Origin of the sequence: Algibacter marinivivus (genome assembly GCF_003143755.1) — a bacterium.
Classification (GTDB): Bacteria; Bacteroidota; Bacteroidia; order Flavobacteriales; family Flavobacteriaceae; genus Algibacter_B; species Algibacter_B marinivivus.
The window spans coordinates 1,364,194-1,388,089 of the sequence record NZ_QFRI01000001.1; the positions used below are offsets into that span (position 1 = coordinate 1,364,194).

The window sequence follows — 23,896 nt, forward strand, 5'->3', positions numbered from 1 at the left end:
TAAAAAATCCTGCAAAAGCAGGATTTAATGTTATGATTTTAAATTAAGTTTTAAGCTTAATTCTGTTAATTGTTCATCATCTATTGGTGCAGGAGCATCTATCATAACATCGCGACCCGAATTGTTTTTTGGGAACGCAATAAAATCTCTGATAGTTTCTTGTCCGCCTAAAATAGCAACCAATCTATCCAACCCGAAAGCTAAACCACCGTGAGGTGGTGCTCCGTATTGAAAAGCATCCATTAAGAAACCGAACTGTGCTTTTGCTTCTTCTGGAGTAAAGCCTAAATAATCAAACATTAAAGCTTGTGTTTCTTTATCGTGAATTCTGATAGATCCACCTCCAATTTCGTTACCATTTAATACTAAATCGTAAGCGTTTGCTTTTACTGAACCTGGATTGGTTTTTAATAATTCTAATTGCCCAGGTTTTGGTGATGTAAATGGGTGGTGCATCGCGTGGTAACGCTCTGTATCTTCATCCCATTCTAATAAAGGGAAATCCATAACCCATAATGGAGCAAATTGATCTGGTTTACGTAAACCTAAACGTTCTGCTAATTCCATACGTAGAGCACTAAGTTGTGCACGCACTTTATTTTTGTCTCCTGAAAGCACACAAACTAAATCACCAGCTTTAGCTCCTGTAACTTCTGCCCATTTTGCTAAATCGTCTTGGTCGTAGAATTTATCAACTGAAGATTTAAAACTACCATCATCATTACAACGAGAATAAACCATACCTAAGGCACCAATCTGTGGACGCTTTATCCAAGAGATTAGTTTATCAATTTCTTTTCTTGTAAAAGTATTTCCACCCGGAACAGCAATTCCAACAACTAATTCAGCAGAATTAAATACATTGAAATCTTTATGTTGTGCGACTTCGTTAAGTTCACCAAACTCCATTCCAAAACGAATGTCAGGTTTGTCATTTCCATACAAACGCATCGCATCGTCATATAATATTCTTGGAAATTTTTCAACTTCAACACCGTTTACTTCTTTTAGTAAATGACGTGTTAAACCTTCAAAAGCATTTAAAATATCTTCTTGTTCAATAAAAGCCATTTCACAATCTATTTGTGTGAATTCTGGTTGTCTATCGGCACGTAAATCTTCGTCTCTAAAACATTTTACAATCTGGAAGTACTTATCCATACCACCAACCATAAGTAATTGCTTAAAAGTTTGTGGAGATTGTGGTAATGCGTAAAATTGCCCCTCGTTCATTCTAGAAGGTACTACAAAATCACGAGCCCCTTCTGGAGTAGATTTAATTAAATAAGGTGTTTCAACTTCAATAAACCCTTCGTTAGATAAATAATTTCTAACTTCTTGAGTTACTTTATGTCTAAAAATTAAACTCTCTTTTACTGGATTACGGCGAATATCCAAGTAACGGTATTTCATTCTTAAATCTTCGCCTCCATCTGTTTTGTCTTCAATTGTAAAAGGCGGTAATTTAGCTTCGTTTAGAACAGTTAACTTAGAAACTAAAATTTCAATATCCCCAGTAGGGATGTTTGGATTTTTTGAAGCACGTTCTATTACAGTACCTTTAACTTGAATTACAAATTCGCGTCCTAAGTTTTGAGCTTGTTCAATTAAATCTTTAGAAGTGCGTTCTTCATCAAATACCAATTGGGTTATACCGTAACGATCACGTAAATCAATCCAAACAATAAATCCTTTGTCTCTTGATTTTTGAACCCAACCCGCTAAGGTTACTTCATTATTTATGTTTGTAGCTCTTAATTCACCACAATTATGACTTCTGTACATGTCCTAAATTTTGATTTTGCAAATTTAAGTAAATAGAATAGAGTATTAATTTTTAAAGTATTTTTTTTGAAAAGTAAATAAAATTAATAGTAACACTATTGATTTACAGGGATTTACTATTTTTTAAAGACTTCTTAATTTTGCTTCTTATTTGTAAGAATTTCGTAAAATTTTATAAATATTTTTGAATAATAATCATATGCACGCATAGTATTTTAGATAATTTTAATTGTTAAACTCGATAATATGCATATATTAGCGTCAACTAATTCAAACTAAAATAAAATTATGAGAAAATTACTTCATTTAAAACCATTGGTTTTTTTAATGTTCTTAGGAATGTCAAATTTAATTATGGGACAAAGTGTTTCTGGTGTTGTCAGTGATGATTCAGGAGCATTACCAGGAGTTTCTGTTGTTGTAAAAGGTACAACTACAGGTACAACTACTGATTTTGATGGAAACTATTCAATAAGTGCAAACAATGGGGATACCCTTGTTTTTTCTTATGTAGGTTATGAAACTCAAGAAGTTGTAGTTTCAGGGAGTACATTAAATGTTACTTTACAGTCAGGTGTAGCATTAGATGCTGTAGTACTATTGGGTAACAGGTCTAAACCAAGAACTATTCTTGATTCCCCTGTACCAGTTGATAACATTAGTGCAGCAGAGTTAACAAGCGGAGGTCAACCAACTATTGAAGCTATGCTTACTTTCAAAGTGCCTTCTTTTAATGCCCAACCACAGGCAATTTCTGATGCAACTGCACATTACGATCCAGCTGATTTACGTGGATTAGGACCAAGTAGAACTTTGGTTTTAGTTAACGGAAAGCGTAAAAATCAAAGTGCTCAAGTTTACCTAAATAGAACACCAGGTAAAGGTGAAGTTGGTGTAGATTTAAAGAGTATTCCAACTGCAGCTATTGAGCGTGTAGAGATTTTACGTGATGGAGCATCTGCTCAATACGGATCTGATGCGATAGCAGGTGTAATTAATATGGTGTTAAAAAAAGATGCACAGTTTTCTACTTTTACTACCAAAACAGGTATAACATCTGAGGGTGATGGATTTAACTTTGCTACAGATTTCAATACAACTTTTGGATTTGGTGATGGTGGATTTATAAACTTAACTTTAGGATACTATAACCAAAAATTAACCAACAGAGCGGGTACACCAGGAACTGCTGATTTACCAGGTGATGCTAGACCTAATGAGATTGCATGGGCTGAGAATAATCCTGATTTAGGGATGAAGGTAGGACAACCAGATTTAGAAAAAGGAGATATTTTTGTTAATATGTCTCATCCAGTAGGAGAGAACTCTGAGTTCTATTCATTCCACGGATATACTTTACGTACTGGACGTAGTTTTGCATATTACAGAGCGCCTTATTGGAGAAGAGATGTTGCAGATGCAGGATTTATTACTGCTCCAGGAGATTTTCAAGGATATCAACCAACTTTTGAAGCAAGAATTAAAGATCATATTAACTCTGCTGGTTTAAAAATGGATTTAGGTGAAGGCTGGAATGCTGATGCTAGTATTACATTAGGAAGAAACAGTGTAGATTATACAGTTAATAATTCTGTTAATAGAAATTATTTAGCTGATAATGGTACATCACCAAGAACATTTAATCCGGGTGGTTATAGTTTAAGTAATGTTATTGGGAATTTAGATTTTTCTAAATCTTTCTCTGACATGGTAAGTGGTTCATTTGGGTTAGAATACAAAAGAGAAGAATTTGAAGCTAGAGAAGGTAATCCATTATCTTATTATGGATCTGGATCTGATTCTTTTGCTGGTATTAAGCCTGAAGAAGCTGGAGAGTGGGATAGAAATAACTTTGCTGCTTATGCTGGTTTAGATTTTGATATTACAGAAGCTTTATTATTAGGAGTAGCAGGACGCTATGAAGATTTCTCTGATTTTGGAGATAACTTCTCTTGGAAAATCAATGGTCGTTATAAATTAGGTGATGATGGAGCTATTAGAGGTTCATACAGTACAGGGTTTAGAGCACCAACGTTGCACCAACGTCATTTAACAAACAGTCAATATATAATTGTTGCTAGTTCTCCTGAGCCATTATTACAAGGAACGTTAGCAAATAACAACCCAGCTGTTGAAGCTTTAGGTGTGCCTAATTTATTTGCAGAAACATCTAGAAATATGTCAGCAGGTATTACGTATAAATTTGATAGAAACTTTTCTGCTTCTTTAGATTTTTATAGTATTAATGTTGATGATCGAGTATTATTTTCTTCTCAAATTGGAGCAGATGGAGATGATACAACTACAAACCCTGTTGAACAAATTCTTGAAGATAACGGTGTTGTAGCAGTACAATTCTTTATTAATGCAGGAGATACTAAAACAACAGGTGCTGATTTTGTATTAAATTATAGAAATATTGAAATGGGTGCAGGTAAACTACATACAAGTTTAGCAGCAAACTTTAATAAAACGACTATTGATGCAATTAATACACCTGATGCACTAGCGCAAAATGGATATGATATTTTTGCTAGAATAGAAAAAGGTTTAATTACTAGCGCAAGACCAAGATCTAAAGTGATTTTAGGATTAGATTATGAGTCTGAAAAAGTAAATATCGGTCTTTATAACACAATGTTTGGAAAAGTAACTATTACTTCTCCAAATGGAGCTGAATTTGACCAAGAGTTGTCTTCTAAGACAGCAACAGATTTAAGTTTAAGCTATAACTTTACTGATAAATTAAGCTTAACAGGAATAATAAACAACATTTTTGATGTTTATCCTGATGTAACTAAGGCTTCTACTGGAACAGCTCAAGCTGGAAGTAGATTTGTTTACTCATCTGAAGTACAACAATTAGGACAATTAGGAACAAACTTTAGTATTGGATTAAACTACCAGTTTTAATTAATTCAATAACATATAGTGGAATCAAAAAGCCCCAACATTTGTTGGGGCTTTTCTTCGCTATTAACTAATCCTTTTGATCAAAGAACAAAAGGATCTTTTTTAAACAACTTATAAGCAAGTTGTTTAATTCTTCAAATAGAAATTAATCTAATCGTTTATCCATATTAAAAACTTCCTGAGGAGCTAATTGTTCGTGAGTAGAAACTCTATCTTTATATAACCACATTTTAAATTTTGTGACAAGATAAAATAAAATTGGTACAACTATTAAGGTTAAAAATGTTGCTACAAAAAGCCCATAAATAACAGTCCAAGCTAGAGGCCCCCAGAAAATTACATTATCACCTCCAACATAAATATTGGCATCAAACTCACTAAAAAGTGTAAAGAAGTTGATGTTTAAACCTGTAGCCAAAGGAATTAAACCTAAAATGGTTGTAATGGCTGTTAATAGTACAGGACGTAAACGCGCTTTTCCACCTTTTACAATGGCTTCAACAAGTTCGCTTTGAACCAAATATTGATCGTCTTCTAAGTTGTTTTTAACTTTTCGTCTGTCTATTAATAGTTGTGTGTAATCTAAAAGAACCACACCATTATTTACAACAATACCTGCTAGAGATATAATACCCATCATAGTCATCATAATAACGAATGAACTACCCGTTGCCACAATACCACCAAATACACCGATTAAGCTCAAGAATATGGCTAACATGATAATACCCGGTTTTGAAACTGAGTTAAATTGAAATATTAAGATGAAGAAAATTAAACCCAGACCAGTAAAGAATGCTCCCATTAGGAAAGCCATTTGCTTATTTTGTTCTTCAATTTGACCAGTATAATCAATCTTAACACCTTCTGGTTTTTCAGCAAAGCTTTGCATTTCGTTTTGAATTTTCGAAACAATGGCACCAGCATCAGTGAAACCAGGTGCTAAAGCAGAATAAAGTGTTACAACACGTTTTACATCTTTATGTTTAATGGCACTAAAACCAGAATTATTAGCTTGTTTAGCCACTGTAGAAACAGGAATCTCTTTTATTTGTCCTGAGGCCATGTCTCTAAATGTTATTTTCTGGTTAAAAATAGCACTAGTATTATATCTATTTTCTTCATTGAAACGCACATAGATATCATAATCTTCACCATCTTCTTTATAAATACCAGCTTTAGCTCCAAAGATAGAATTACGTAATTGTTGTCCAACTTGACCTGAAGTTACTCCTAACTCTCCTGCCTTTTTTCTATCAACAACAACTTGCATTGATGGTTTAGATTTATTTACATCTATTTTTAATTCATCAATACCTTGAATATTTTTAGAATTGATATAATCGCGCATTTTTTCAGCAGTTGCAATTAATTCGCTATAATCCTCACCTTCTAATTCAACATTTATTGGATATCCAGCTGGTGGACCAACAGCATCTTTTTCAACTGAAATGGCAACACCTGGATAAATATCCTTTAAAGATTCTTGTACTTTTTTAAGAAGTTCTTGACTGTCTGCACCTTCTCTGAATTTATACTCGCGCATAGTGGCTGTAATTTTTCCACGATGCGGCATTTCTGCTGCAGATCCACCATCGGTTTGAGGATTTCCAGCGCCTTCTCCTACTTGTGATACAGCACTTTCAGTTAAAAAGTTGAAATCACCATGCATGTAAGCTTCATCATTTATAATTTTGTAAACACGCTGCTCAATATCTTTAGTAATGGCATTTGTTTTTTTGATATCAGTACCCTCAGGATACTCTATATAAACTATAATTTGATTAGGGGTATTATCTGGAAAAAATTCAACTTTTGTACGTTGACTTCCAACAGAAGCTCCAAACCCCATAAAAGCAATGAACAGAAGAATTACAGTTCCAATAGTAATAATTCCAGGCATTTTTCCGCTTAATGCTTTACGTAATGATTTTTCATAAAAACGTTCCCATTTTGGCAATATTTTATTTTGAAAACCATTAGCCCAAGACCTTAAAAATAATCGGTATGCCCACAACAAAATTACAGTTACTACCATTAAGGTTCCTAAGCCTCGGTATGCACCACCAAAAATTAATATGAGTAAACCGATACCTCCAACTATTGCTGAAATTTTAATGATATTTTTCAATGGCATGTCCTTATCTTCAATAGTCATGAATTGAGATACCATAACAGAGTTAAAGAAAATAGCAACAAAAAGAGATGATCCTAAAACAACAGATAATGTTATAGGAAAGTAAATCATGAATTGCCCCATAACTCCTGGCCATAGACCTAAAGGAATAAATGCAGCAACTGTTGTTGCCGTTGAGATGATGATAGGAAACGCAATTTCACCAATTCCTTTTTTGGCCGCCTCAATTCTGCTCATGCCTTCTTCAGACATTAAACGATAAACGTTTTCCACAACCACAATACCATTATCTACAAGCATACCAAGACCCATGATTAATCCAAATAGAATCATCGTATTCATCGTATAGCCTAAGTAGTTTAATATCATGAGTGACATAAACATAGACATGGGGATAGCAAACCCAACAAATAATGCATTTTTAAACCCTAAGAAGAACATTAAAACGGTTACAACTAGAATAATACCAAATATGATATTGTTTACTAAATCATCAACTTGACCAATAGTTTTTGAAGATTGGTCATTGGCAATAGTAACTTTCAAGTCTGGTGGGAAAACATTCTCTATAGCATCATCAACAATAACTTGAATTTGTTCTGCTGCAGCTACCATGTTTTTTCCTGCTCGTTTTTTAACATCAAGCATTACAACTGGAACACCAAACTCACGAGCATAAGTGGTTTTGTCCTCGTCTTTAAACGTTACTTTTGCAACATCTCTTAAGTAAATAGGATTTTCGCGTTCAGATTTTACAACAAAGCTTTCAAGTTCTTTAGGGTCTTCAATTTCACCTAAAATTCTGATTGTTCTTCGTTGCCCGCTCGTAATTAAATTACCTGCGGACATAGTCATGTTTTCTCTGCTTATGGTATTAATAATATCATCAAAACTCACTTGAGCAGCCATCATTTTGTAAATATCAACAGCTACTTCAACTTCTTTTTCTTGAGCACCACGAATATCAACTTGCTTAATTTCCTGAAGCCCTTCAATTTCATCTTCAAGGTATTCTCCATATGCTTTCAACTTATCAACAGGATAATCTCCAGAGATATTAATGTTTAGAATTGGAATTTCTTCAGACATACTTAAATCAAAAACATTAGGCTCAACCTTTGCACCGTTAAAAGTAGGCCAGTCTTCACTTGAAGTTTCAGAATCTACTTCATCTTTCACCTTTTGTTTTGCAGCTTCAACTGAGATGTTTTCATCAAATTCTACAATTACTATAGAATAATCTTCTTGAGAAGTTGAGGTAATTTCAACAACGTTACTAACCGTTTTGAGTTTATCTTCAATCGGGTCAGTGATTAACTTTTCGATATCTTCAGCAGTGTTCCCAGGATAAACCGAACTAATATAAATTTTAGTTTCTTTAATCTCTGGGAAATTCTCCCTAGGCATGCTAAAATATGCTCCAGCTCCTAGAAATAGAATAAGTGCGATTAAGACATACATTGTGGTTTTATTATTAATTGCCCACGATGATAATCCAAATTCCTTATCTACCTTTTTCTTCTTTTTATCTTTTACCATTGGTTTTTAGTCTTTAAGATTATTTAGCGGTTTCAACTACAAGGATTTTTACATCTTGACCATCTTTTACACTACGTGCACCTTCTTGAATTATTTCTTCTCCATTTTCAATACCAGAAAGTACTTCAATATAGTCTCCTTGTGTTCTACCAGTTTCAATAAACTCACGCTTAACTTTAGCTTTGTTTTCAACTTTATCTGTTATGGTATAAACATATTGTTTCCCCTCAGCATTTTCTGAAATAATACTTTGAGGAATTAAAATGGCATTCTCATTGGTATAATCGTTAATCTTAAGTTTTGCAGTAAGATTTGGCTTTATGGTAATATCTTTATTAGGAAGTGCTACTTCAACCTTAAATGTTCTATTTGCAGGGTTTATAAAGTTCCCCGCTTGACGTACTTTAGCATCAACTTCTTTTCCTAAAACAGGGAAGTTTACTTTTACCACTTTACCTTTAATAATATCTGAAACGTAACGTTCTGGAACATCAGTTTCAATATACATATCATCAAGATTTACGATTCTGAATAGCATAGATTGTCCGGGAGCAACAACACTACCTTGCTCCGTAATGACATCGTCAATAGAACCAGAAAAAGGTGCACGAACTACTGTTTTACCAACTTGTTGTTGTAATTGTTTTGTGGCTTCAAGCTGAGCCTCATAGGTTGCTTTGGCTTGTAAATATTGAATTTCACTTCCTATTTTTTGATTCCACAAGCGTTCTTGACGCTCAAAAGTAGTTTTTGCTAAATCTGATTGAATTTTTAATTGTGATAGTTGTTGACTTAAACCACCATCATCAATTTTAGCTAAAATTTGTCCTTTACTTACTTTTTGTCCTTCTTTAACATAAACCCGAGATAACACACCCGAATACTCTGGGTAAATAACTAAATTTTGCTTTGTGTTTACGTTTCCTTGTAATTCAACAAAGTGATTAAAAACAGTTTGTTTTGCAGGGAATGTGGTGATTAATGGAATTTTTTCTTGCGGATCTAATTCCTTAATCGATTTTTCTAATTGTTTTAATTTTGTAGAAATTTCTTGAGCGGAAACATCTAATTCAGCTTTCTTTTTTCTGATTTGTTCTAAATCATTTGTTGCTATAATATCTTCTACAGATTTGTTCTTATCGCCTCCACAAGAGATTAAAAGTAAACTAGCTAATACGAGTGAATATATATATTTCATTTTGATTGATTTTAGTTGTTAATGGTGTTTAAAACAGTTTCTAATTCAGCTTTTTTATTAATAACATCAAGCATGGCTTGAAGAAATTCTTGTTGAGAACTATAAAGTTGAGTTTGTGCTTGCCTCAAATCAAAACTTGAAGCAATACCTTCAAAAAACTTAGTTTGGTTTTTTTGTTCTATACGTTCAGCAAGATTTAAGTTTTTCTTTTTATTATCGTAATCTTCAATAGCATATTGATAATCACTTTTAGCTGAAGCTATTTGAAGTTTTAAGCGTTGCTCGATTTCTGTTAAATCCTCTTTAGATTTTTCAAGATTTATTTTAGCACGTTGTGTAGCTGCTTTTTGTCCTAAGAAATTAAAAACGGGAATTTTTAAACTTACACCAAAAGCTGCGGTTGGTACCCAAACTTGATCGCTATCTAAAAACCTAAATTTTTCGTTAAATCCTAAATAATTGGCATTTATAAAAGTGCTTAGTGTTGGTAAGAACTCACTTTTTTCAAGTTTTACCAGTAACTCTTTCGACTTTTTGTCATTTTCAGCTATTTTATAATCTACACTGTTAGTGATATCATAGGTGTCATTTAAAAGCCCTAATGATATGTTTTGAACTGTTAAGAGTTCTAAACTGTCACTTAATTTCAAGTCCGCATCAATATCACGTCCCATGGTTATGTTTAGCATTTGGTATGCTAAATCTTTAAGACGATTAACATTACTTAGATTGCTTTTTATTTCTGATAATGTGATTTGTAATTGCTCAACACTTTCTTCTTCTTCTAAACCGTTTTCATAAATTTTGGTTAATTCGTTTAAATTTTTAGTCAGTACTTCAACATTACGCTCTAAAATTTCAGAACTTGACTCAGCCAGTAATACATTTCCATATGCATTTATAATGGCTTTTCTAACTTCTAAATCTGTCTTCTCTTTAGCATTTTTAGATATTTCTAAGAATACTTTTGCTGATTGTAAACCAACTAAGTAAGAACCATCAAAAAGTAGTTGTGTTGCTCTAGCTGAAGCAGTAACAGTTTGTTTTGCTCCAAATTCTGGTACGCCATCTCCATCAAAGTCGACAGCCCCAAATTGGCGTTCTATGTTATTTTGATAATCTATTCCAGCACTTATTTGAGGAAAACCAATTGTTGTAGTTTCCCATTTTTGTTTAATTGCTGACTGAATATCAAGTGATGCGTTTTTTGCTGTTCTATTATGTTCTAAAGCAAAATCTATAGCTTCTTGTAACGTGAAACTCTGGCTATTTTCTTGAGAAAATGTAACCGTAAACCACAGTAAACTAAAAGCTAAAATAAGTTTGTTCTTCATTTTATGATTGATTTGATTTGATAAACTTGTTCAATATATCTAGTCCTTTTGGAGAGCAAATACCACGTAAATGGTATTCTATATAATTATTCATTAACATATTCATGGAGAATTTTTTTAATGGGAACAGATCTTTGTCTTTAATACCAAGCATACCATTAAAATATATTCTTGCAATAAATTCTACATCTATACTATCTCTATATAAACCTTGAGTAATACCTCTATTTAAATTATCAGTGACGCAAGTTTGCATAACCTCAAACTGTTTACTTTTTAAAGTATTAAATATTTCAGGGTAATATTTTTGTAATTGATATTGAGGTGAAGATTTTTCATCTTTTAAATGTTCCATAACAAACTGCTTAATGCTGTAAATCTCCTCAATAGGATTTTTTTCTAATGAACATATATGGTCTATACCGCAAGAAATAGATTCAAACAAATTAAGGGTAGTAGCTTCTACAAGTTTTGTTTTATTATCAAAATGTTGGTAAATGGTTTTTTTAGAAACCCCTAAGGCGTTAGCTATATCATCCATAGTAACACTTTTAAACCCATAGTTTAAAAACAAATCAGTAGCGCCTAGTAATATTTTTTCTCTCATAATTGAGACAAATTTACAATAGGAAACTTTTAAAACCAAAAAAGTTTCCTAAGTTTTAATAATTATTTAACATAAGCTTTACTTTATAAACGTTTTATAACTTGCCATTGGGGACATTTTTTTAATTACTTTCTTAAATAGGTTTTACATATCATATTAATTCCATTATTTTTGTTCGATGCTTTCAATACAAGAATATCAAGAAGCGTTTATTAGTTACTTAAAGGACTATAAAACCATAAAAGAGCCTAAAAATCTTTACGAACCTATTGATTATATTTTAGATTTAGGAGGGAAACGTTTACGCCCTGTTTTAACTTTAATGACTGCCGATATTTTTAATGGCAATTATAAAAAGGCTTTAAATGCTGCCTTAAGCATTGAGGTTTTTCATAATTTTTCTTTAGTACATGATGATATTATGGATGATGCACCATTACGAAGAGGTGAAGAAACCGTACATGAAAAATGGGATATAAATACAGGTATTCTCTCTGGTGATGCAATGTTAATTATGGCATATCAGCTTTTTGAAAATTACGACGCTAATACGTTTCAGGCTTTAGCTAAATTGTTTAGTAAAACGGCACTAGAAGTTTGTGAAGGGCAACAATATGATGTGGATTTTGAAACTAGAAATGATGTTACTATCCCTGAATATTTAAAAATGATTGAGTATAAAACTGCGGTTTTAGTTGGTGCTGCTATGAAAATGGGAGCTATTGTTGCAAATGCTTCTGAGGAAGACCAAAATAGTATTTATGAATTTGGACGAAACTTAGGTATTGCATTCCAACTACAAGATGATTATTTAGATGCTTTTGGAGACCCTAAAACATTTGGCAAACAAGTTGGAGGTGATATTATTGAAAATAAAAAAACGTATTTATATTTAAAAGCTTTAGAGTTTTCAAATGATACTGATAAGATTGAATTGACTCAGCTTTTTAATTCTAACCCAGATAATGTGGCTACCAAAATTGAGGTTGCAAAACAGTTTTTTGTTTCTACAGGTTCTGCTGATGCTACAAAACAAGCTATAAAAGATTATACTGCTAAAGCTTTTTTAGGTTTGGAATCTTTAAATATTTCTGAGAACAAGAAAGATCTTTTAAAAGCGTTTGGTAACAACTTAATGAACAGAACTGTTTGATGCAATTACCAAATACTTTTGAGAGTTTAATTGAGGAAGCAAATCAATTAGATTTATACAGAAAATTAATTCTTCAACTTAATAAAGATTTTCTTTTGGCTAATATTGATTTAGACTTTCATGAGGAAGTTTTACCTTCAAGTTTAAAATTATTGCTCCATGAAACGGTTTACAAATTAATTCAGGAGAAGTTTACTGAATATTTGAATCTACTTTACATAATAGATGTTCCAGAAAAAGCAGTTAAAGCTTTGAATGGCGATGATACACTTAAACTATCTGAAAATGTTTCATTTTTAATTTTAAAACGTGAGTGGCAAAAGGTTTGGTTTAAGCATAAATATTCTTAGATTTTTTTAAGAAAATTGCTATGCGTTTAAGTGAGACGAGATGTTGGCGGACAGTTGCAAAAGCGATAGTAGTGGTTAGCTTTTGGCGAGGTAGTCCCGATAGTTATCGGGAAGCCAAAACTAGTAACGGATAGCGCGGTGGCTTGCCATTTGCCAAAATATTAAAAGAAAAACCTAACGAAAGGTGCCCAAGGATCTGCATAAATACTTCGTTCATCATCATATAATACATCGTATCTAATACCAAAAGTTACATTGCCGTTTCTGAAACCTGCTCCTAAATATAGTGCTGGAATCCAATAATTATCGTCTTCAATGTTCGTGTTAACGTTGAAGCGCCTATTAACATTAAGTTGCTCAAATTCAGCTGAAATTTGTAACTCTCTTATGATGTTGTACAAGCCTACAAGACTACCTCCTAAAATAGTAGATTTGTAAACATTTTTCTGATTGTTAAACGTAGCATTTAACCCTAAACCAGCGGCAAAATTATCATCAAATTGATATATGGCACTAGGTGCAACTGTGGCACTAAAAAAGCCATCTCCAAAGTTTAACCCAAGACCACCACCGTACCTAACATGTTTCCAAAAATCATTTTTTTCTTCTTGAGCATTGATTTTTAGAAAGCCTAAAAACAGAAAAATTAAAATTACTACGGTTTTTTTATTAATTGAAAGAAATAAATTCATAAGAATAGGAAATTATTAAAAAATTAACTCAAAATTAAACATATCCATTAAAGAGACATTATTTGTTATAAATATAACCAAAGAAACATCTAATTTTGGTAAATGTTGTATTTTTGACAAAAATTTCACTAAATCGTTATAGTACAAAAATAATAATGGATAAATTTTCATTTTTAAATGCAGCACACACAGCTTTTTTTGCTGATTTGTATGAACAATATCTACAAAATCCAGATGCCGTTGAACCTAGTTGGAGAGCCTTTTTTCAAGGCTATGATTTTGGAAGTGAAAATTACGGTTTAGATGGCGAGATAATTGAAGGTGTTTCTACTCAAATACCAGAGCATGTACAAAAAGAATTTCAAGTTGTAAAACTTATTGATGGTTACAGAATCCGTGGTCATTTGTTTACTGATACCAACCCTGTAAGAGAGCGCAGAACGTATACTCCAACTTTAGATATTAGTAATTTTGGTTTATCAGATAACGATCTAGATACGGTTTTTAATGCTGGAGATATATTAGGTATTGGAGCAAAACCTTTGCGAGAAATCATTTCTCATTTAGAGCGTATATATTGTAGTTCTATTGGTGTTGAATACATGTATTTGCGTAATCCGGAAGTTATTGAGTGGTGGCAGAGTCAGTTAAATGAAAATGATAACCAGCCAAATTATTCACCAGAGACAAAAAAATATATCCTATCAAAATTAAACCAAGCTGTTACTTTTGAAAACTTTTTGCAAACAAAATATGTTGGGCAAAAGCGTTTTTCTTTGGAAGGTGGAGAATCTTTAATTCCTGCTATTAGTAATGTGCTTTTTTACGCTGTTGAAAAATATGGTGTAAAAGAATGTGTCTTGGGAATGGCACACAGAGGGCGTTTAAGTACGTTAGTTAATATTTTTAGAAAACCAATGAATGAGCTATTTAGCGAATTTGATGGTAAAGATTTTGAAGATGAAAATATTGATGGAGATGTAAAATACCACTTAGGCTTAACACTTGATAAAACTTATCAAAACGGAAAAAATATCAAGATGAATTTGGTGCCTAATCCATCGCATTTAGAGACCGTAGCACCTGTTGCTGAAGGTATCACTAGAGCAAAAATTGATGACGATTATGATGGTGATGATTCTAAAATCATTCCAATAATTGTTCATGGAGATGCTGCAATTGCAGGTCAAGGTGTGGTTTATGAAGTGGCACAAATGAGTCAGTTAAATGGCTATAAAACAGGAGGGACAATTCATATTGTAGTAAATAATCAAATAGGATTTACAACTAATTATCTTGATGCGCGCTCAAGCACGTATTGTACTGATGTTGCTAAGGTTACATTGTCTCCAGTATTGCATGTAAATGCTGATGATGCTGAAGCTGTTGTTCATGCAGTTGAAATGGCTTTAGAATACAGAATGCGTTACAAAAAAGACGTTTATATAGATTTATTAGGCTATAGAAAATACGGTCATAATGAAGGTGATGAACCAAGATTCACTCAACCAAAACTTTATAAAAACATATCAAAACACCAGAATCCTTTTAAAATTTATTCAGATAAGTTAATTGCTGAAAATACTATTGATAAGGCATACTCTAATAAAATTGTTGCAGAGTTTAAAGAAACTTTAGAAAGAGAATATTCAAAATCTAAAGAAGCGAAATCTTCAAAGGTTAGAGAGTTTATGCAAGAACGATGGAAAGGCTTTGAAAGAAAAGGTGTTGATAGGATGCTTATAAGTGAAGATACATCCTATTCTAAAGACAGGTTAAAACATATTTCGAAAGTAATTTCTACAGTTCCTGATGGTGTTAAGTTTTTACGAAAAGCAGAAAGAATACTTCAAGGTAGGTCAAAAATGGTTTTTGAAACGGATACGCTTGATTGGGGTATGGGTGAAACTTTGGCTTATGGAAGTTTAATGGAAGAAGGTTTTAACGTTCGAATTTCTGGACAAGATGTTGAACGTGGAACCTTTAGTCACAGACATGCTATTTTACGTGATGAGATTTCAGAAGAACGTATTAATTTATTAAATACAAACCCAGAGAATAAAGGTGAAATGTATATTTACAACTCATTTTTATCTGAGTACGGCGTGTTAGGTTTTGATTATGGTTATGCTATGGCAAATCCGAATACCTTAACGATATGGGAAGCGCAATTTGGAGATTTTAGTAATGGGGCTCAAATAATATTTGACCAATATCTTTCTGCAGCAGAAGATAAATGGAAATCTCAAAATGGTATAGTTGTTTTATTACCTCATGGTTATGAAGGACAAGGTTCTGAACATTCATCTGCAAGAATAGAACGTTATTTGCAATTATGTGGAAAGGATAATATGATAGTTACAAATTGTACAACACCAGCAAATTTTTTCCATTTGCTACGTCGTCAAATGAAACGTGACTATAGAAAACCTTTAATTGTATTTACACCTAAGAGTTTATTGCGTCATCCTAAAGCAGTATCGTCAATAAATGAATTAGCAAAAGGAGAATTCCAAGAAGTTATAGACGATTCAATTAATCCAAAGCATGTTAAGAAATTAGTGTTCTGTACTGGAAAATTTTATTATGATTTATTGGCTGAAAGAGAAGAACTTAAGCGAGAAGATGTTGCTTTGGTTAGAATAGAACAATTGTTCCCGCTTCATCTTGAAAAAATCCAGAATGTAATTGATAGGTATCCAAATGTTGAAAATTATGTTTGGGCTCAAGAAGAACCTAAGAATATGGGTGCATGGAGCCATATGTTACAGCGTTTAGATATTGTTAAGTTAGAAGTTTGCTCAAGATCTTACAGTTCTGTACCAGCACCAGGATCAAGTACTAGAGATAAAAGAAGACAAAAACGTGTGATAGATGCCGTTTTTGATAAAGAAAATTAAAATAGAATTTAAGATACATTAAAATTATAAAGAATGATTTTAGAAATGAAAGTCCCTTCACCAGGGGAATCTATTACAGAAGTTGAAATAGCAACGTGGTTAGTTGAAGATGGAGATTATGTTGAAAAAGATCAAGCTATTGCTGAGGTAGATAGTGATAAAGCAACCCTTGAATTACCAGCAGAAGCTAGTGGGACTATTACGCTTAAAGCAGAAGAAGGTGATGCTGTTGAAGTTGGGGCTGTAGTTTGTTTGATTGATACAAGTGCAGCTAAGCCAGAAGGAGGTGATGCTCCAAAAGAAGAAAAGAAAGCGGATGCTCCAAAAGCTGAAGCTCCAAAAGCACCAACTGCTACAGAAACTAAAACATATGCTACAGGTAGTGCAAGTCCTGCAGCAAAAAAGATTTTAGCAGAGAAAGGAATGGATGCAAATTCAATTTCTGGAACTGGTAAAGATGGAAGAGTAACTAAAGAAGATGCTGTAAATGCTGTACCTTCAATGGGAACGCCAACTGGTGGAAATCGAGGAACTTCTAGAAGTAAAATGTCTATGCTACGCAGAAAAGTAGCAGAGCGTTTAGTAGAAGCTAAAAATACAACGGCAATGTTAACGACTTTTAATGAAGTTGATATGTCTCCAATTTTTGCTTTAAGAAAAGAATACAAAGAAACATTTAAAGGAAAGCATGGTGTAAGTTTAGGCTTTATGAGTTTCTTTACTTTAGCAATTGTAAGAGCATTAAAAATGTATCCAGCTGTTAATTCAATGATTGATGGCAAAGAAATGCTTTCTTATGATTTCTGTGATATTAGTATTGCTGTTTCTGGACCTAAAGGACTTATGGTACCAGTAATTAGAAATGCTGAAAATTTAAGTTTTAGAGGTGTTGAATCTGAAGTGAAACGATTAGCGCTTCGTGCTAGAGACGGTCAAATCACAGTTGATGAAATGACAGGAGGTACCTTTACAATTACCAATGGTGGTGTTTTTGGAAGTATGTTATCTACACCAATAATTAATCCACCGCAAAGTGGAATTTTGGGTATGCATAACATTGTTGAACGTCCAGTTGCTATTGATGGTAAAGTTGAAATAAGGCCAATTATGTACGTCGCATTATCTTATGACCATAGAATTATTGATGGAAAAGAAAGTGTTGGATTTTTAGTTGCTGTTAAAGAAGCTCTTGAAAATCCAGTAGAAATTTTAATGGCTAATGATGTTAAAAAAGCATTAGAGTTATAAATTACTAATAGAAAATAAAAAAGGGTGTTACATAATTTATGTAACACCCTTTTTTCGTTATGGGATATGAGGCTCTAACTAACTAAATAAAAAACATAACGATATTTACTGTAATAACTATTACAACTAAAATTGATAATCCCACAATAATATATTTATTAAGAATATTATTTTCTTTTTCCATTTGAGCTTTAAGCATTGGTTTGGGTTTTTAATATTTTGTTTAAAAACTCTGCACCATTACAGTGCAGAGTATCTAAAAAATTCTCTCTCAAAAGAATTAATTAATAGCAATGTAAAATTAAGATAGGTTTAGGAGAAAAAAAATACGCACTTCTACGTATTTTAATATTGGAAGGAATGGGTTAAAAAAACGAAAGCTCTAAATCATTACAATTTAGAGCTTTCTATAATTCTCCCTAAGAACTAATTAATAGCACTGTAAAGATAAATGATATAAACGAAACAAAAAATACGCACTTCTACGTATTTTATACGCAACTATAAAAAATCTTTGTTTATAGTTGCCCAAATTGAAAGTGAGGTGGGTTTATTGTCTAGACTCAATTTGTGTACAATATTACTTCTGTGTTTATCTACCGTTCTAACAGAAATAGATAATTCATCGGCAATATCTTGACTTGTATTATTTTCAGAAATAAGTTTAACAATTTTTAATTCAGATTTAGTTAGAGAATCTAGTGCTTCAGGCTTATTTTCTAAAGTACTGGCTTTTAAATAAGATGCTATTTCTTCACTAAAATATGGTTTGCCATTTACAACTTGACTGATGCAAGTTTCAATTTCTTCAATAGCAAATTCTTTTAAAATATAACCAAAAACACCAAATTCTAATGCTTGATCATATACTTCTTCTTCTTTATCAAAAGTTATTAGAATAACTTTAGTAGGCAAATCATTTTTTTGACAAGCTTCTGCAATTTCTAATCCAGTCATATAAGGCATTCTTATATCTAGAATAGCAATTTCAGGTTTTAATTTAACAATAAGATTGTACGCGGTTTTACCGTCTTCTGCACTACCTATAATATTGTAGCCTTTTGAAGTTAAAAAATCTGTCAACCCTCGTAACATTAAAGGGTGATCATCAGCAATAACAATAGATGTATTCATTTACTTAAAAGAGAGACTTGGTTTGCTATTAATTTATAACTTTAAATATAGATATTTCTTTTCGTAATCTATGATAGCTTTTCCTTTTTTTAAAATATCTGCACCAATGATGCCATCTACGGGTTTAGAGTTATGATTTATTAATGCCGTATTTACATGGGTAAGATTAAATAAAACTAAGACAACTTTGTTGTTAGTCCATTTACCAATTTTCACATTATTTTTCTTAGCAGTTTTTGTATCCATATCTATGGCACCAGCGCCAGCAGCTTTAATTAAAGAATCTTCAGCATTTAATTTAAATGTTTCTATACCTTCAAAACCAACACAAGAACTAGATGCACCAGTATCTAAAATAAAACTACCTTTCACATTATTAATAGTTGCTTTTATTTCAAAATGATTGGTTTTGGTAAGTTTCAACTTTATTTTGGTATATCCTTTTTCTTCAAGAAATTCTTTCAGTGTTTCCATCTAAATTCATTTTAAACAAATATAATCCTATAAAACAATTATTTTTACAGAATAGTTTAACAAAAACTTTTTAATTTGATAATTACGGATACCCATACTCATTTATATAGTGAAGCTTTTGATGAAGATAGAAATGCGATGATTAGTAGAGCCTTAGAAGAAGGTGTTTCTCGGTTTTTTATACCAGCAATTGACTCTACTTACACAAATTCTATGTTAAAATTAGAATCTGATTATCCTGAACATGTGTTTTTAATGATGGGATTGCATCCAACTCATGTTAAAGCGAATTTTAAAGATGAATTAAAACACGTTGAAGAGATGCTTGCTAAACGAAAGTTTTATGCTGTTGGCGAAATTGGAATTGATTTATATTGGGATAAATCTACTCTAGATATTCAAAAAAAGGCATTTAAGCTTCAAATTCAATTAGCAAAAAAACATAACTTACCTATTGTTATTCATTGTAGGGAGGCATTTGATGAAATTTTTGAGGTTTTAGAAACTGAAAAGAGTGATGATTTATATGGTATTTTTCATTGCTTTACAGGCACGCTAGAGCAAGCTCATAAAGCTATTTCTTATAACATGAAATTAGGAATTGGAGGCGTAGCAACATTTAAGAACGGGAAGATTGATCAGTTTTTAAATCAAATAGATTTGAAACATATAGTATTAGAAACTGATTCACCTTATTTATCACCAGTGCCGTATAGAGGAAAACGAAATGAAAGCGCTTACATAATTAATGTTTTAGAAAAGTTGTCCTATATATATGATACATCTAAAGAATTTATAGCAGAAGTAACAACACAAAATTCTAAAGATGTTTTTAAAATTTAAAGCATGAGTAAATCAAAAACAAGTATTTTACTTATCTATACTGGTGGAACCATTGGTATGGTAAAAGATTTTAAAACTAATTCTTTAAAAGCGTTTAATTTTAAAAATCTTTTAGATAGAATTCCTGAACTACAACTTTTAGATTGTAATATAGATACGATTTCTTTTAAAAAACCAATAGATTCAAGTAATATGAACCCGGAATATTGGGTGCAAATTGCTGAAATAATCGAAAATCATTACGAAAAATTTGATGGCTTTGTAGTTTTACACGGGAGTGACACCATGAGTTATACAGCTTCAGCATTGAGTTTCATGCTTGAAAATTTAGCTAAACCTGTTGTGTTTACGGGGTCGCAATTACCAATTGGAGATTTACGAACTGATGCAAAAGAAAATTTAATTACATCTATTCAAGTTGCTTCATTACAATATAAAGGTAAGCCAGCAATAAAAGAAGTTTGCTTGTATTTTGAATATAAACTGTATAGAGGTAATAGAACAACAAAACTTAATGCAGAACATTTTCAGGCTTTTGCATCGTTTAATTACCCTGATTTAGCTGAATCTGGTGTTCATTTAAAAGTTAATCACGAATATGTTTTTAAACCTAATCTTAGAAAAAAATTAAGAGTACATAAAAAATTAGATAAAAATATAGCCATTGTTAAATTGTTCCCAGGGATAACACCTACTTTGTTGAAGAGTATTTTTAGTACTTCAAATTTAAAAGCTATAATACTTGAAACTTATGGGGCAGGAAATTGTACAACTGAAAAATGGTTTATTGATATTTTAAAAGAAATTATTTCAAAAGGGATTCATATTATAAACGTTACTCAATGTTCTGGGGGAAGTGTTGCGATGGGACATTATGAAACAAGTAGCTTATTAAAAAAGATTGGTGTTATTTCTGGAAAAGACATAACTACTGAAGCTGCAGTTGCAAAATTAATGTATGTGCTTGGGCAAAATATTTCTTCTAACAGCTTCAAAACCACGTATGAAGCGCCTTTAAGGGGCGAGATGACTTAAAAATTAACGCTTTTAATTTTAGACTTCAAAGTTTTTTTTGTTATTTGACCTCCAGTAATTATTAAAACCAATTACAGAGAGGTGGCCGAGTGGCTTAAGGCGCACGCTTGGAAAGCGTGTATGCGTTAATAGCGTATCGAGGGTTCGAATCCCTTCCTCTCTGCTGTTTTTTTATTTTTTAATTGCTTTTTTTTTATATCTTTAACACTTTAACTAATAAAATTAAGATCGAGAACATGAAAAGATTATTTTCTATCCTTGCCATAACAGTAATGGTGGCATTCGGAACTGCTAATGCAACTACAATTGCTAACACTAGTACAGCCGTAACAACAGTTACAACAATGACTCAAGATGATGCAGCACCAGCTGAAGAACTTGGATTTCATCAAGAATTAAAAAAGCGTTTTATTGAAGGAGGCCCTGGTTTTATGGGAATCGTATTATTATGTTTAATTCTAGGATTAGCGATTGCTATAGAGAGAATTATCTTTTTAAACTTATCAACTACTAACACTAAGAAGTTAACTCAAGATGTTGAGGATGCTTTATCTTCAGGTGGTGTTGAAGCTGCAAAAGAAGTTTGTAGAAATACTAAAGGACCTATTGCGTCAATCTACTATCAAGGTTTAGATAGAGCAGATGAAAGCGTTGAGGCTGCTGAAAAAGCTGTTGTAGCTTATGGTGGTGTACAAATGGGACAATTAGAGAAAAACGTATCTTGGATTTCATTATTTATTGCATTAGCACCGATGCTTGGTTTCATGGGTACAGTAATTGGTATGATTCAAGCATTTGATAAAATTGAAGCTGCAGGAGATATGCAACCATCACTTGTTGCAGGAGGTATTAAAGTGGCACTTTTAACAACAGTATTTGGTTTAGTAGTAGCTATTATACTTCAGATTTTTTACAATTACATTATTGCTAAAATTGATAGTATTGTTAACAACATGGAAGATGCTTCCATTACGTTAATGGACCTATTAATGAGACATAAAAAGTAATAATTTAAAAACTAAAAAATTATGGGTTTACATAAAATTTTAAAAATTGTAGCTTTTGCTCTTGCCATTATTGGTGCCATTGTCGCACTTGTAATTATTGCAGGAGACGAAGATACAGCTCAGAGTATGAGTGGTAATATGCTATTAATTGCTTATGCAGTATTAGGCATAGTGTTATTATTAGTTTTGTTATTCGTAATCAAAGGATTGTTTGCTGGAGATATTAAAAAGACATTAATGACAGTTGGTGCATTTGCAGCAGTACTTATTATATCTTATGTTATATCATCAGGTTCAGATTTAGATTTACAACCTTTCGTAGATAAAGGTGCTGATGTAACAGAAGCTACTTCTAAAAATGTTGGAGCTGGATTATATGCTTTTTATATACTTGCAGCAGTAGCAATAGGTTCTATGTTATTTGGTGGAGCTAAAAAAATGTTTAATAAATAGATTATGGCAAAAAGAGCAGCACCAGAAGTAAATGCAGGCTCAATGGCCGATATTGCTTTCTTATTATTAATATTCTTTCTTGTAACTACAACCATTGAAGTTGATTCAGGAATTAATAGAAAACTTCCTCCAATGGAAGAGTCTGAAGAAGATGTAATCATCAAGCAGAAAAATATTTTTACTGTATTATTAAATGGTAAAGATCAATTACTTGTTGAGGATGAAATCATGGAATTGAAAGACTTAAGAGCAGCAGCCATAGAGTTTTTAGATAATGGTGGCGATGGATCATGTGATTATTGTAAAGGAAAAAGAAACCCTTCTTCTTCTGATAATCCAGATAAAGCTATTATTTCTTTAAAGAATGAACGTGAAACATCTTATAAAACCTATATAGCTGTGCAGAATGAATTAGTTGCAGCTTATAACGTGTTAAGAGATGCCAGAGCACAATCCCTATATGGCAAGTCATTTGCTGATATGCAGGCAAACTACAAAGATGTGAATTGGCCAGGGAATAAAGAGAAGCTTAAAGAGAAAATTGATCAAATAAAGGTTGATTACCCTCAAAAGCTTTCAGAAGTACAATAGATTAAAATTTAACATTTATTAAATATGTCTAAATTTAAAAAGAAAAAAAGTGGCGATATGCCGGCGGTTAACACAGCATCTTTACCAGATATTGTATTTATGCTATTATTCTTTTTTATGGTTGCCACAGTTATGAGGCAAAATACTTTAAAAATTGAAAATAATTTACCTTTTGCAGATCAAGTTGAGAAACTAGATAAGAAAGATTTGGTAATGTATATTTATGCTGGAAAGCCAAGTCAAAATTATAAGCAGTTTGGTACCGAAGCTAGAATACAGCTTAATGATGATTTTGCAAGTGTAAAAGATATTGCTTCTTTTATAGCACAAGAACGTGCTTCAAAGCGTGAAGAGCTTATTCCATTTCTTACTACAGCCTTAAAGGTTGATAGTGATGCTAATATGGGTTTAATAGGTGATATTAAACAAGAACTGCGTAAGGTTAATGCGCTTAAACTAAATTACACAACCAAAAAGGGTAGTGTATTTGGAAGAGATTAATT

General features: G+C 32.2%; 19 protein-coding genes and 1 tRNA gene. 12 read left to right on the plus strand and 8 right to left on the minus strand.

The genetic code is table 11. From position 1 onward, the window contains the following. Positions 1-30 precede the first annotated feature (30 nt). Positions 31-1,785, minus strand: a complete 1,755-nt coding sequence (aspS, locus tag DIS18_RS06285) for an aspartate--tRNA ligase (RefSeq protein ID WP_109352151.1) — start codon at positions 1,783-1,785, stop codon at positions 31-33. Positions 1,786-2,073: 288 nt separating this feature from the next. Between aspS and DIS18_RS06290 the strand changes: the two genes are divergently transcribed. Continuing rightward, positions 2,074-4,698 (plus strand): TonB-dependent receptor, encoded by a 2,625-nt coding sequence (locus DIS18_RS06290; RefSeq protein ID WP_109352152.1) that lies wholly within the window; start codon positions 2,074-2,076, stop codon positions 4,696-4,698. Positions 4,699-4,843: 145 nt separating this feature from the next. Here the strand turns inward: DIS18_RS06290 and DIS18_RS06295 are convergent, their stop codons facing one another. From DIS18_RS06295 to DIS18_RS06310, 4 genes are read right to left on the minus strand one after another with little or no spacing between them, the layout of a single operon-like run. Continuing rightward, the gene (locus DIS18_RS06295; RefSeq protein ID WP_109352153.1) at positions 4,844-8,374 is read right to left on the minus strand and encodes an efflux RND transporter permease subunit; all 3,531 of its coding nucleotides are present in this window, start codon (positions 8,372-8,374) and stop codon (positions 4,844-4,846) included. 19 nt (positions 8,375-8,393) lie between these two features. Then, positions 8,394-9,572 (minus strand): efflux RND transporter periplasmic adaptor subunit, encoded by a 1,179-nt coding sequence (locus DIS18_RS06300; protein ID WP_109352154.1) that lies wholly within the window; start codon positions 9,570-9,572, stop codon positions 8,394-8,396. 11 nt (positions 9,573-9,583) lie between these two features. Continuing rightward, positions 9,584-10,906: a TolC family protein gene (locus tag DIS18_RS06305; RefSeq protein WP_109352155.1), complete on the minus strand. Its 1,323-nt coding sequence runs from the start codon at positions 10,904-10,906 to the stop codon at positions 9,584-9,586. Position 10,907: 1 nt separating this feature from the next. After that, positions 10,908-11,513 (minus strand): TetR/AcrR family transcriptional regulator, encoded by a 606-nt coding sequence (locus tag DIS18_RS06310; RefSeq protein ID WP_109352156.1) that lies wholly within the window; start codon positions 11,511-11,513, stop codon positions 10,908-10,910. A 178-nt stretch (positions 11,514-11,691) separates the two neighbouring features. Here DIS18_RS06310 and DIS18_RS06315 point away from each other — a divergent pair, with 178 nt between their 5' ends. Next, positions 11,692-12,666 carry a polyprenyl synthetase family protein gene (locus tag DIS18_RS06315; protein ID WP_109352157.1) on the plus strand — a complete coding sequence of 325 codons (975 nt, stop codon included), beginning with the start codon at positions 11,692-11,694 and terminating at the stop codon, positions 12,664-12,666. Further along, positions 12,666-13,016, plus strand: a complete 351-nt coding sequence (locus DIS18_RS06320; RefSeq protein WP_109352158.1) for a hypothetical protein — start codon at positions 12,666-12,668, stop codon at positions 13,014-13,016. The genes DIS18_RS06315 and DIS18_RS06320 overlap by 1 nt, the downstream gene beginning before the upstream one ends. Positions 13,017-13,177: 161 nt before the next feature. On the opposite strand, the gene DIS18_RS06325 is transcribed toward DIS18_RS06320, so the two are convergent. Beyond that, positions 13,178-13,708: an alpha-ketoglutarate decarboxylase gene (locus DIS18_RS06325; protein ID WP_109352159.1), complete on the minus strand. Its 531-nt coding sequence runs from the start codon at positions 13,706-13,708 to the stop codon at positions 13,178-13,180. A 155-nt stretch (positions 13,709-13,863) separates the two neighbouring features. Between DIS18_RS06325 and DIS18_RS06330 the strand changes: the two genes are divergently transcribed. Continuing rightward, a complete protein-coding gene (locus tag DIS18_RS06330) occupies positions 13,864-16,608 on the plus strand; it encodes a 2-oxoglutarate dehydrogenase E1 component (RefSeq protein WP_109352160.1) in 2,745 nt (914 codons plus the stop codon). 33 nt (positions 16,609-16,641) lie between these two features. Then, on the plus strand, positions 16,642-17,856 hold the full coding sequence (odhB, locus tag DIS18_RS06335; RefSeq protein ID WP_109352161.1) for a 2-oxoglutarate dehydrogenase complex dihydrolipoyllysine-residue succinyltransferase: 1,215 nt from the start codon (positions 16,642-16,644) through the stop codon (positions 17,854-17,856). Positions 17,857-18,357: 501 nt separating this feature from the next. On the opposite strand, the gene DIS18_RS06340 is transcribed toward odhB, so the two are convergent. Together DIS18_RS06340 and DIS18_RS06345 are read right to left on the minus strand one after the other, a co-directional pair. Further along, complete coding sequence (locus tag DIS18_RS06340; protein ID WP_109352162.1) at positions 18,358-18,990, minus strand: response regulator; 633 nt, start codon at positions 18,988-18,990, stop codon at positions 18,358-18,360. Between the two features lie 33 nt (positions 18,991-19,023). Further along, positions 19,024-19,464: a retropepsin-like aspartic protease family protein gene (locus DIS18_RS06345; RefSeq protein ID WP_109352163.1), complete on the minus strand. Its 441-nt coding sequence runs from the start codon at positions 19,462-19,464 to the stop codon at positions 19,024-19,026. Between the two features lie 75 nt (positions 19,465-19,539). Here DIS18_RS06345 and DIS18_RS06350 point away from each other — a divergent pair, with 75 nt between their 5' ends. The 7 genes from DIS18_RS06350 to DIS18_RS06380 all read left to right on the plus strand — a co-directional run bounded on the left by DIS18_RS06350 (position 19,540) and on the right by DIS18_RS06380 (position 23,894). Further along, the gene (locus DIS18_RS06350; protein WP_109352164.1) at positions 19,540-20,307 is read left to right on the plus strand and encodes a TatD family hydrolase; all 768 of its coding nucleotides are present in this window, start codon (positions 19,540-19,542) and stop codon (positions 20,305-20,307) included. A gap of 3 nt (positions 20,308-20,310) precedes the next feature. After that, on the plus strand, positions 20,311-21,342 hold the full coding sequence (locus DIS18_RS06355) for an asparaginase (RefSeq protein ID WP_109352165.1): 1,032 nt from the start codon (positions 20,311-20,313) through the stop codon (positions 21,340-21,342). Between the two features lie 75 nt (positions 21,343-21,417). Continuing rightward, positions 21,418-21,505 (plus strand) — tRNA-Ser (locus DIS18_RS06360). Between the two features lie 73 nt (positions 21,506-21,578). After that, the gene (locus DIS18_RS06365) at positions 21,579-22,349 is read left to right on the plus strand and encodes a MotA/TolQ/ExbB proton channel family protein (RefSeq protein WP_109352166.1); all 771 of its coding nucleotides are present in this window, start codon (positions 21,579-21,581) and stop codon (positions 22,347-22,349) included. A 21-nt stretch (positions 22,350-22,370) separates the two neighbouring features. After that, positions 22,371-22,802, plus strand: a complete 432-nt coding sequence (locus DIS18_RS06370) for a hypothetical protein (protein WP_109352167.1) — start codon at positions 22,371-22,373, stop codon at positions 22,800-22,802. A gap of 3 nt (positions 22,803-22,805) precedes the next feature. Then, positions 22,806-23,393, plus strand: a complete 588-nt coding sequence (locus DIS18_RS06375) for an ExbD/TolR family protein (RefSeq protein WP_109352168.1) — start codon at positions 22,806-22,808, stop codon at positions 23,391-23,393. A gap of 24 nt (positions 23,394-23,417) precedes the next feature. Then, entirely contained in the window at positions 23,418-23,894 is a 477-nt protein-coding gene (locus DIS18_RS06380) for an ExbD/TolR family protein (protein WP_109352169.1), read from the plus strand. Positions 23,895-23,896 lie beyond the last annotated feature (2 nt).

Excerpts from the sequence above, each read along its gene's own strand:
- DIS18_RS06380 (WP_109352169.1), top strand. The coding sequence starts at position 23,418 with ATGTCTAAATTTAAAAAGAAAAAAAGTGGCGATATGCCGGCGGTTAAC.
- DIS18_RS06315 (WP_109352157.1), top strand. The coding sequence starts at position 11,692 with ATGCTTTCAATACAAGAATATCAAGAAGCGTTTATTAGTTACTTAAAG.
- DIS18_RS06330 (WP_109352160.1), top strand. The coding sequence starts at position 13,864 with ATGGATAAATTTTCATTTTTAAATGCAGCACACACAGCTTTTTTTGCT.
- DIS18_RS06355 (WP_109352165.1), top strand. The coding sequence starts at position 20,311 with ATGAGTAAATCAAAAACAAGTATTTTACTTATCTATACTGGTGGAACC.
- DIS18_RS06305 (WP_109352155.1), bottom strand. The coding sequence starts at position 10,906 with ATGAAGAACAAACTTATTTTAGCTTTTAGTTTACTGTGGTTTACGGTT.
- DIS18_RS06310 (WP_109352156.1), bottom strand. The coding sequence starts at position 11,513 with ATGAGAGAAAAAATATTACTAGGCGCTACTGATTTGTTTTTAAACTAT.
- DIS18_RS06300 (WP_109352154.1), bottom strand. The coding sequence starts at position 9,572 with ATGAAATATATATATTCACTCGTATTAGCTAGTTTACTTTTAATCTCT.
- DIS18_RS06340 (WP_109352162.1), bottom strand. The coding sequence starts at position 18,990 with ATGAATACATCTATTGTTATTGCTGATGATCACCCTTTAATGTTACGA.
- DIS18_RS06375 (WP_109352168.1), top strand. The coding sequence starts at position 22,806 with ATGGCAAAAAGAGCAGCACCAGAAGTAAATGCAGGCTCAATGGCCGAT.
- DIS18_RS06325 (WP_109352159.1), bottom strand. The coding sequence starts at position 13,708 with ATGAATTTATTTCTTTCAATTAATAAAAAAACCGTAGTAATTTTAATT.
- DIS18_RS06320 (WP_109352158.1), top strand. The coding sequence starts at position 12,666 with ATGCAATTACCAAATACTTTTGAGAGTTTAATTGAGGAAGCAAATCAA.
- odhB (WP_109352161.1), top strand. The coding sequence starts at position 16,642 with ATGATTTTAGAAATGAAAGTCCCTTCACCAGGGGAATCTATTACAGAA.
- aspS (WP_109352151.1), bottom strand. The coding sequence starts at position 1,785 with ATGTACAGAAGTCATAATTGTGGTGAATTAAGAGCTACAAACATAAAT.
- DIS18_RS06290 (WP_109352152.1), top strand. The coding sequence starts at position 2,074 with ATGAGAAAATTACTTCATTTAAAACCATTGGTTTTTTTAATGTTCTTA.
- DIS18_RS06345 (WP_109352163.1), bottom strand. The coding sequence starts at position 19,464 with ATGGAAACACTGAAAGAATTTCTTGAAGAAAAAGGATATACCAAAATA.
- DIS18_RS06365 (WP_109352166.1), top strand. The coding sequence starts at position 21,579 with ATGAAAAGATTATTTTCTATCCTTGCCATAACAGTAATGGTGGCATTC.
- DIS18_RS06370 (WP_109352167.1), top strand. The coding sequence starts at position 22,371 with ATGGGTTTACATAAAATTTTAAAAATTGTAGCTTTTGCTCTTGCCATT.
- DIS18_RS06295 (WP_109352153.1), bottom strand. The coding sequence starts at position 8,374 with ATGGTAAAAGATAAAAAGAAGAAAAAGGTAGATAAGGAATTTGGATTA.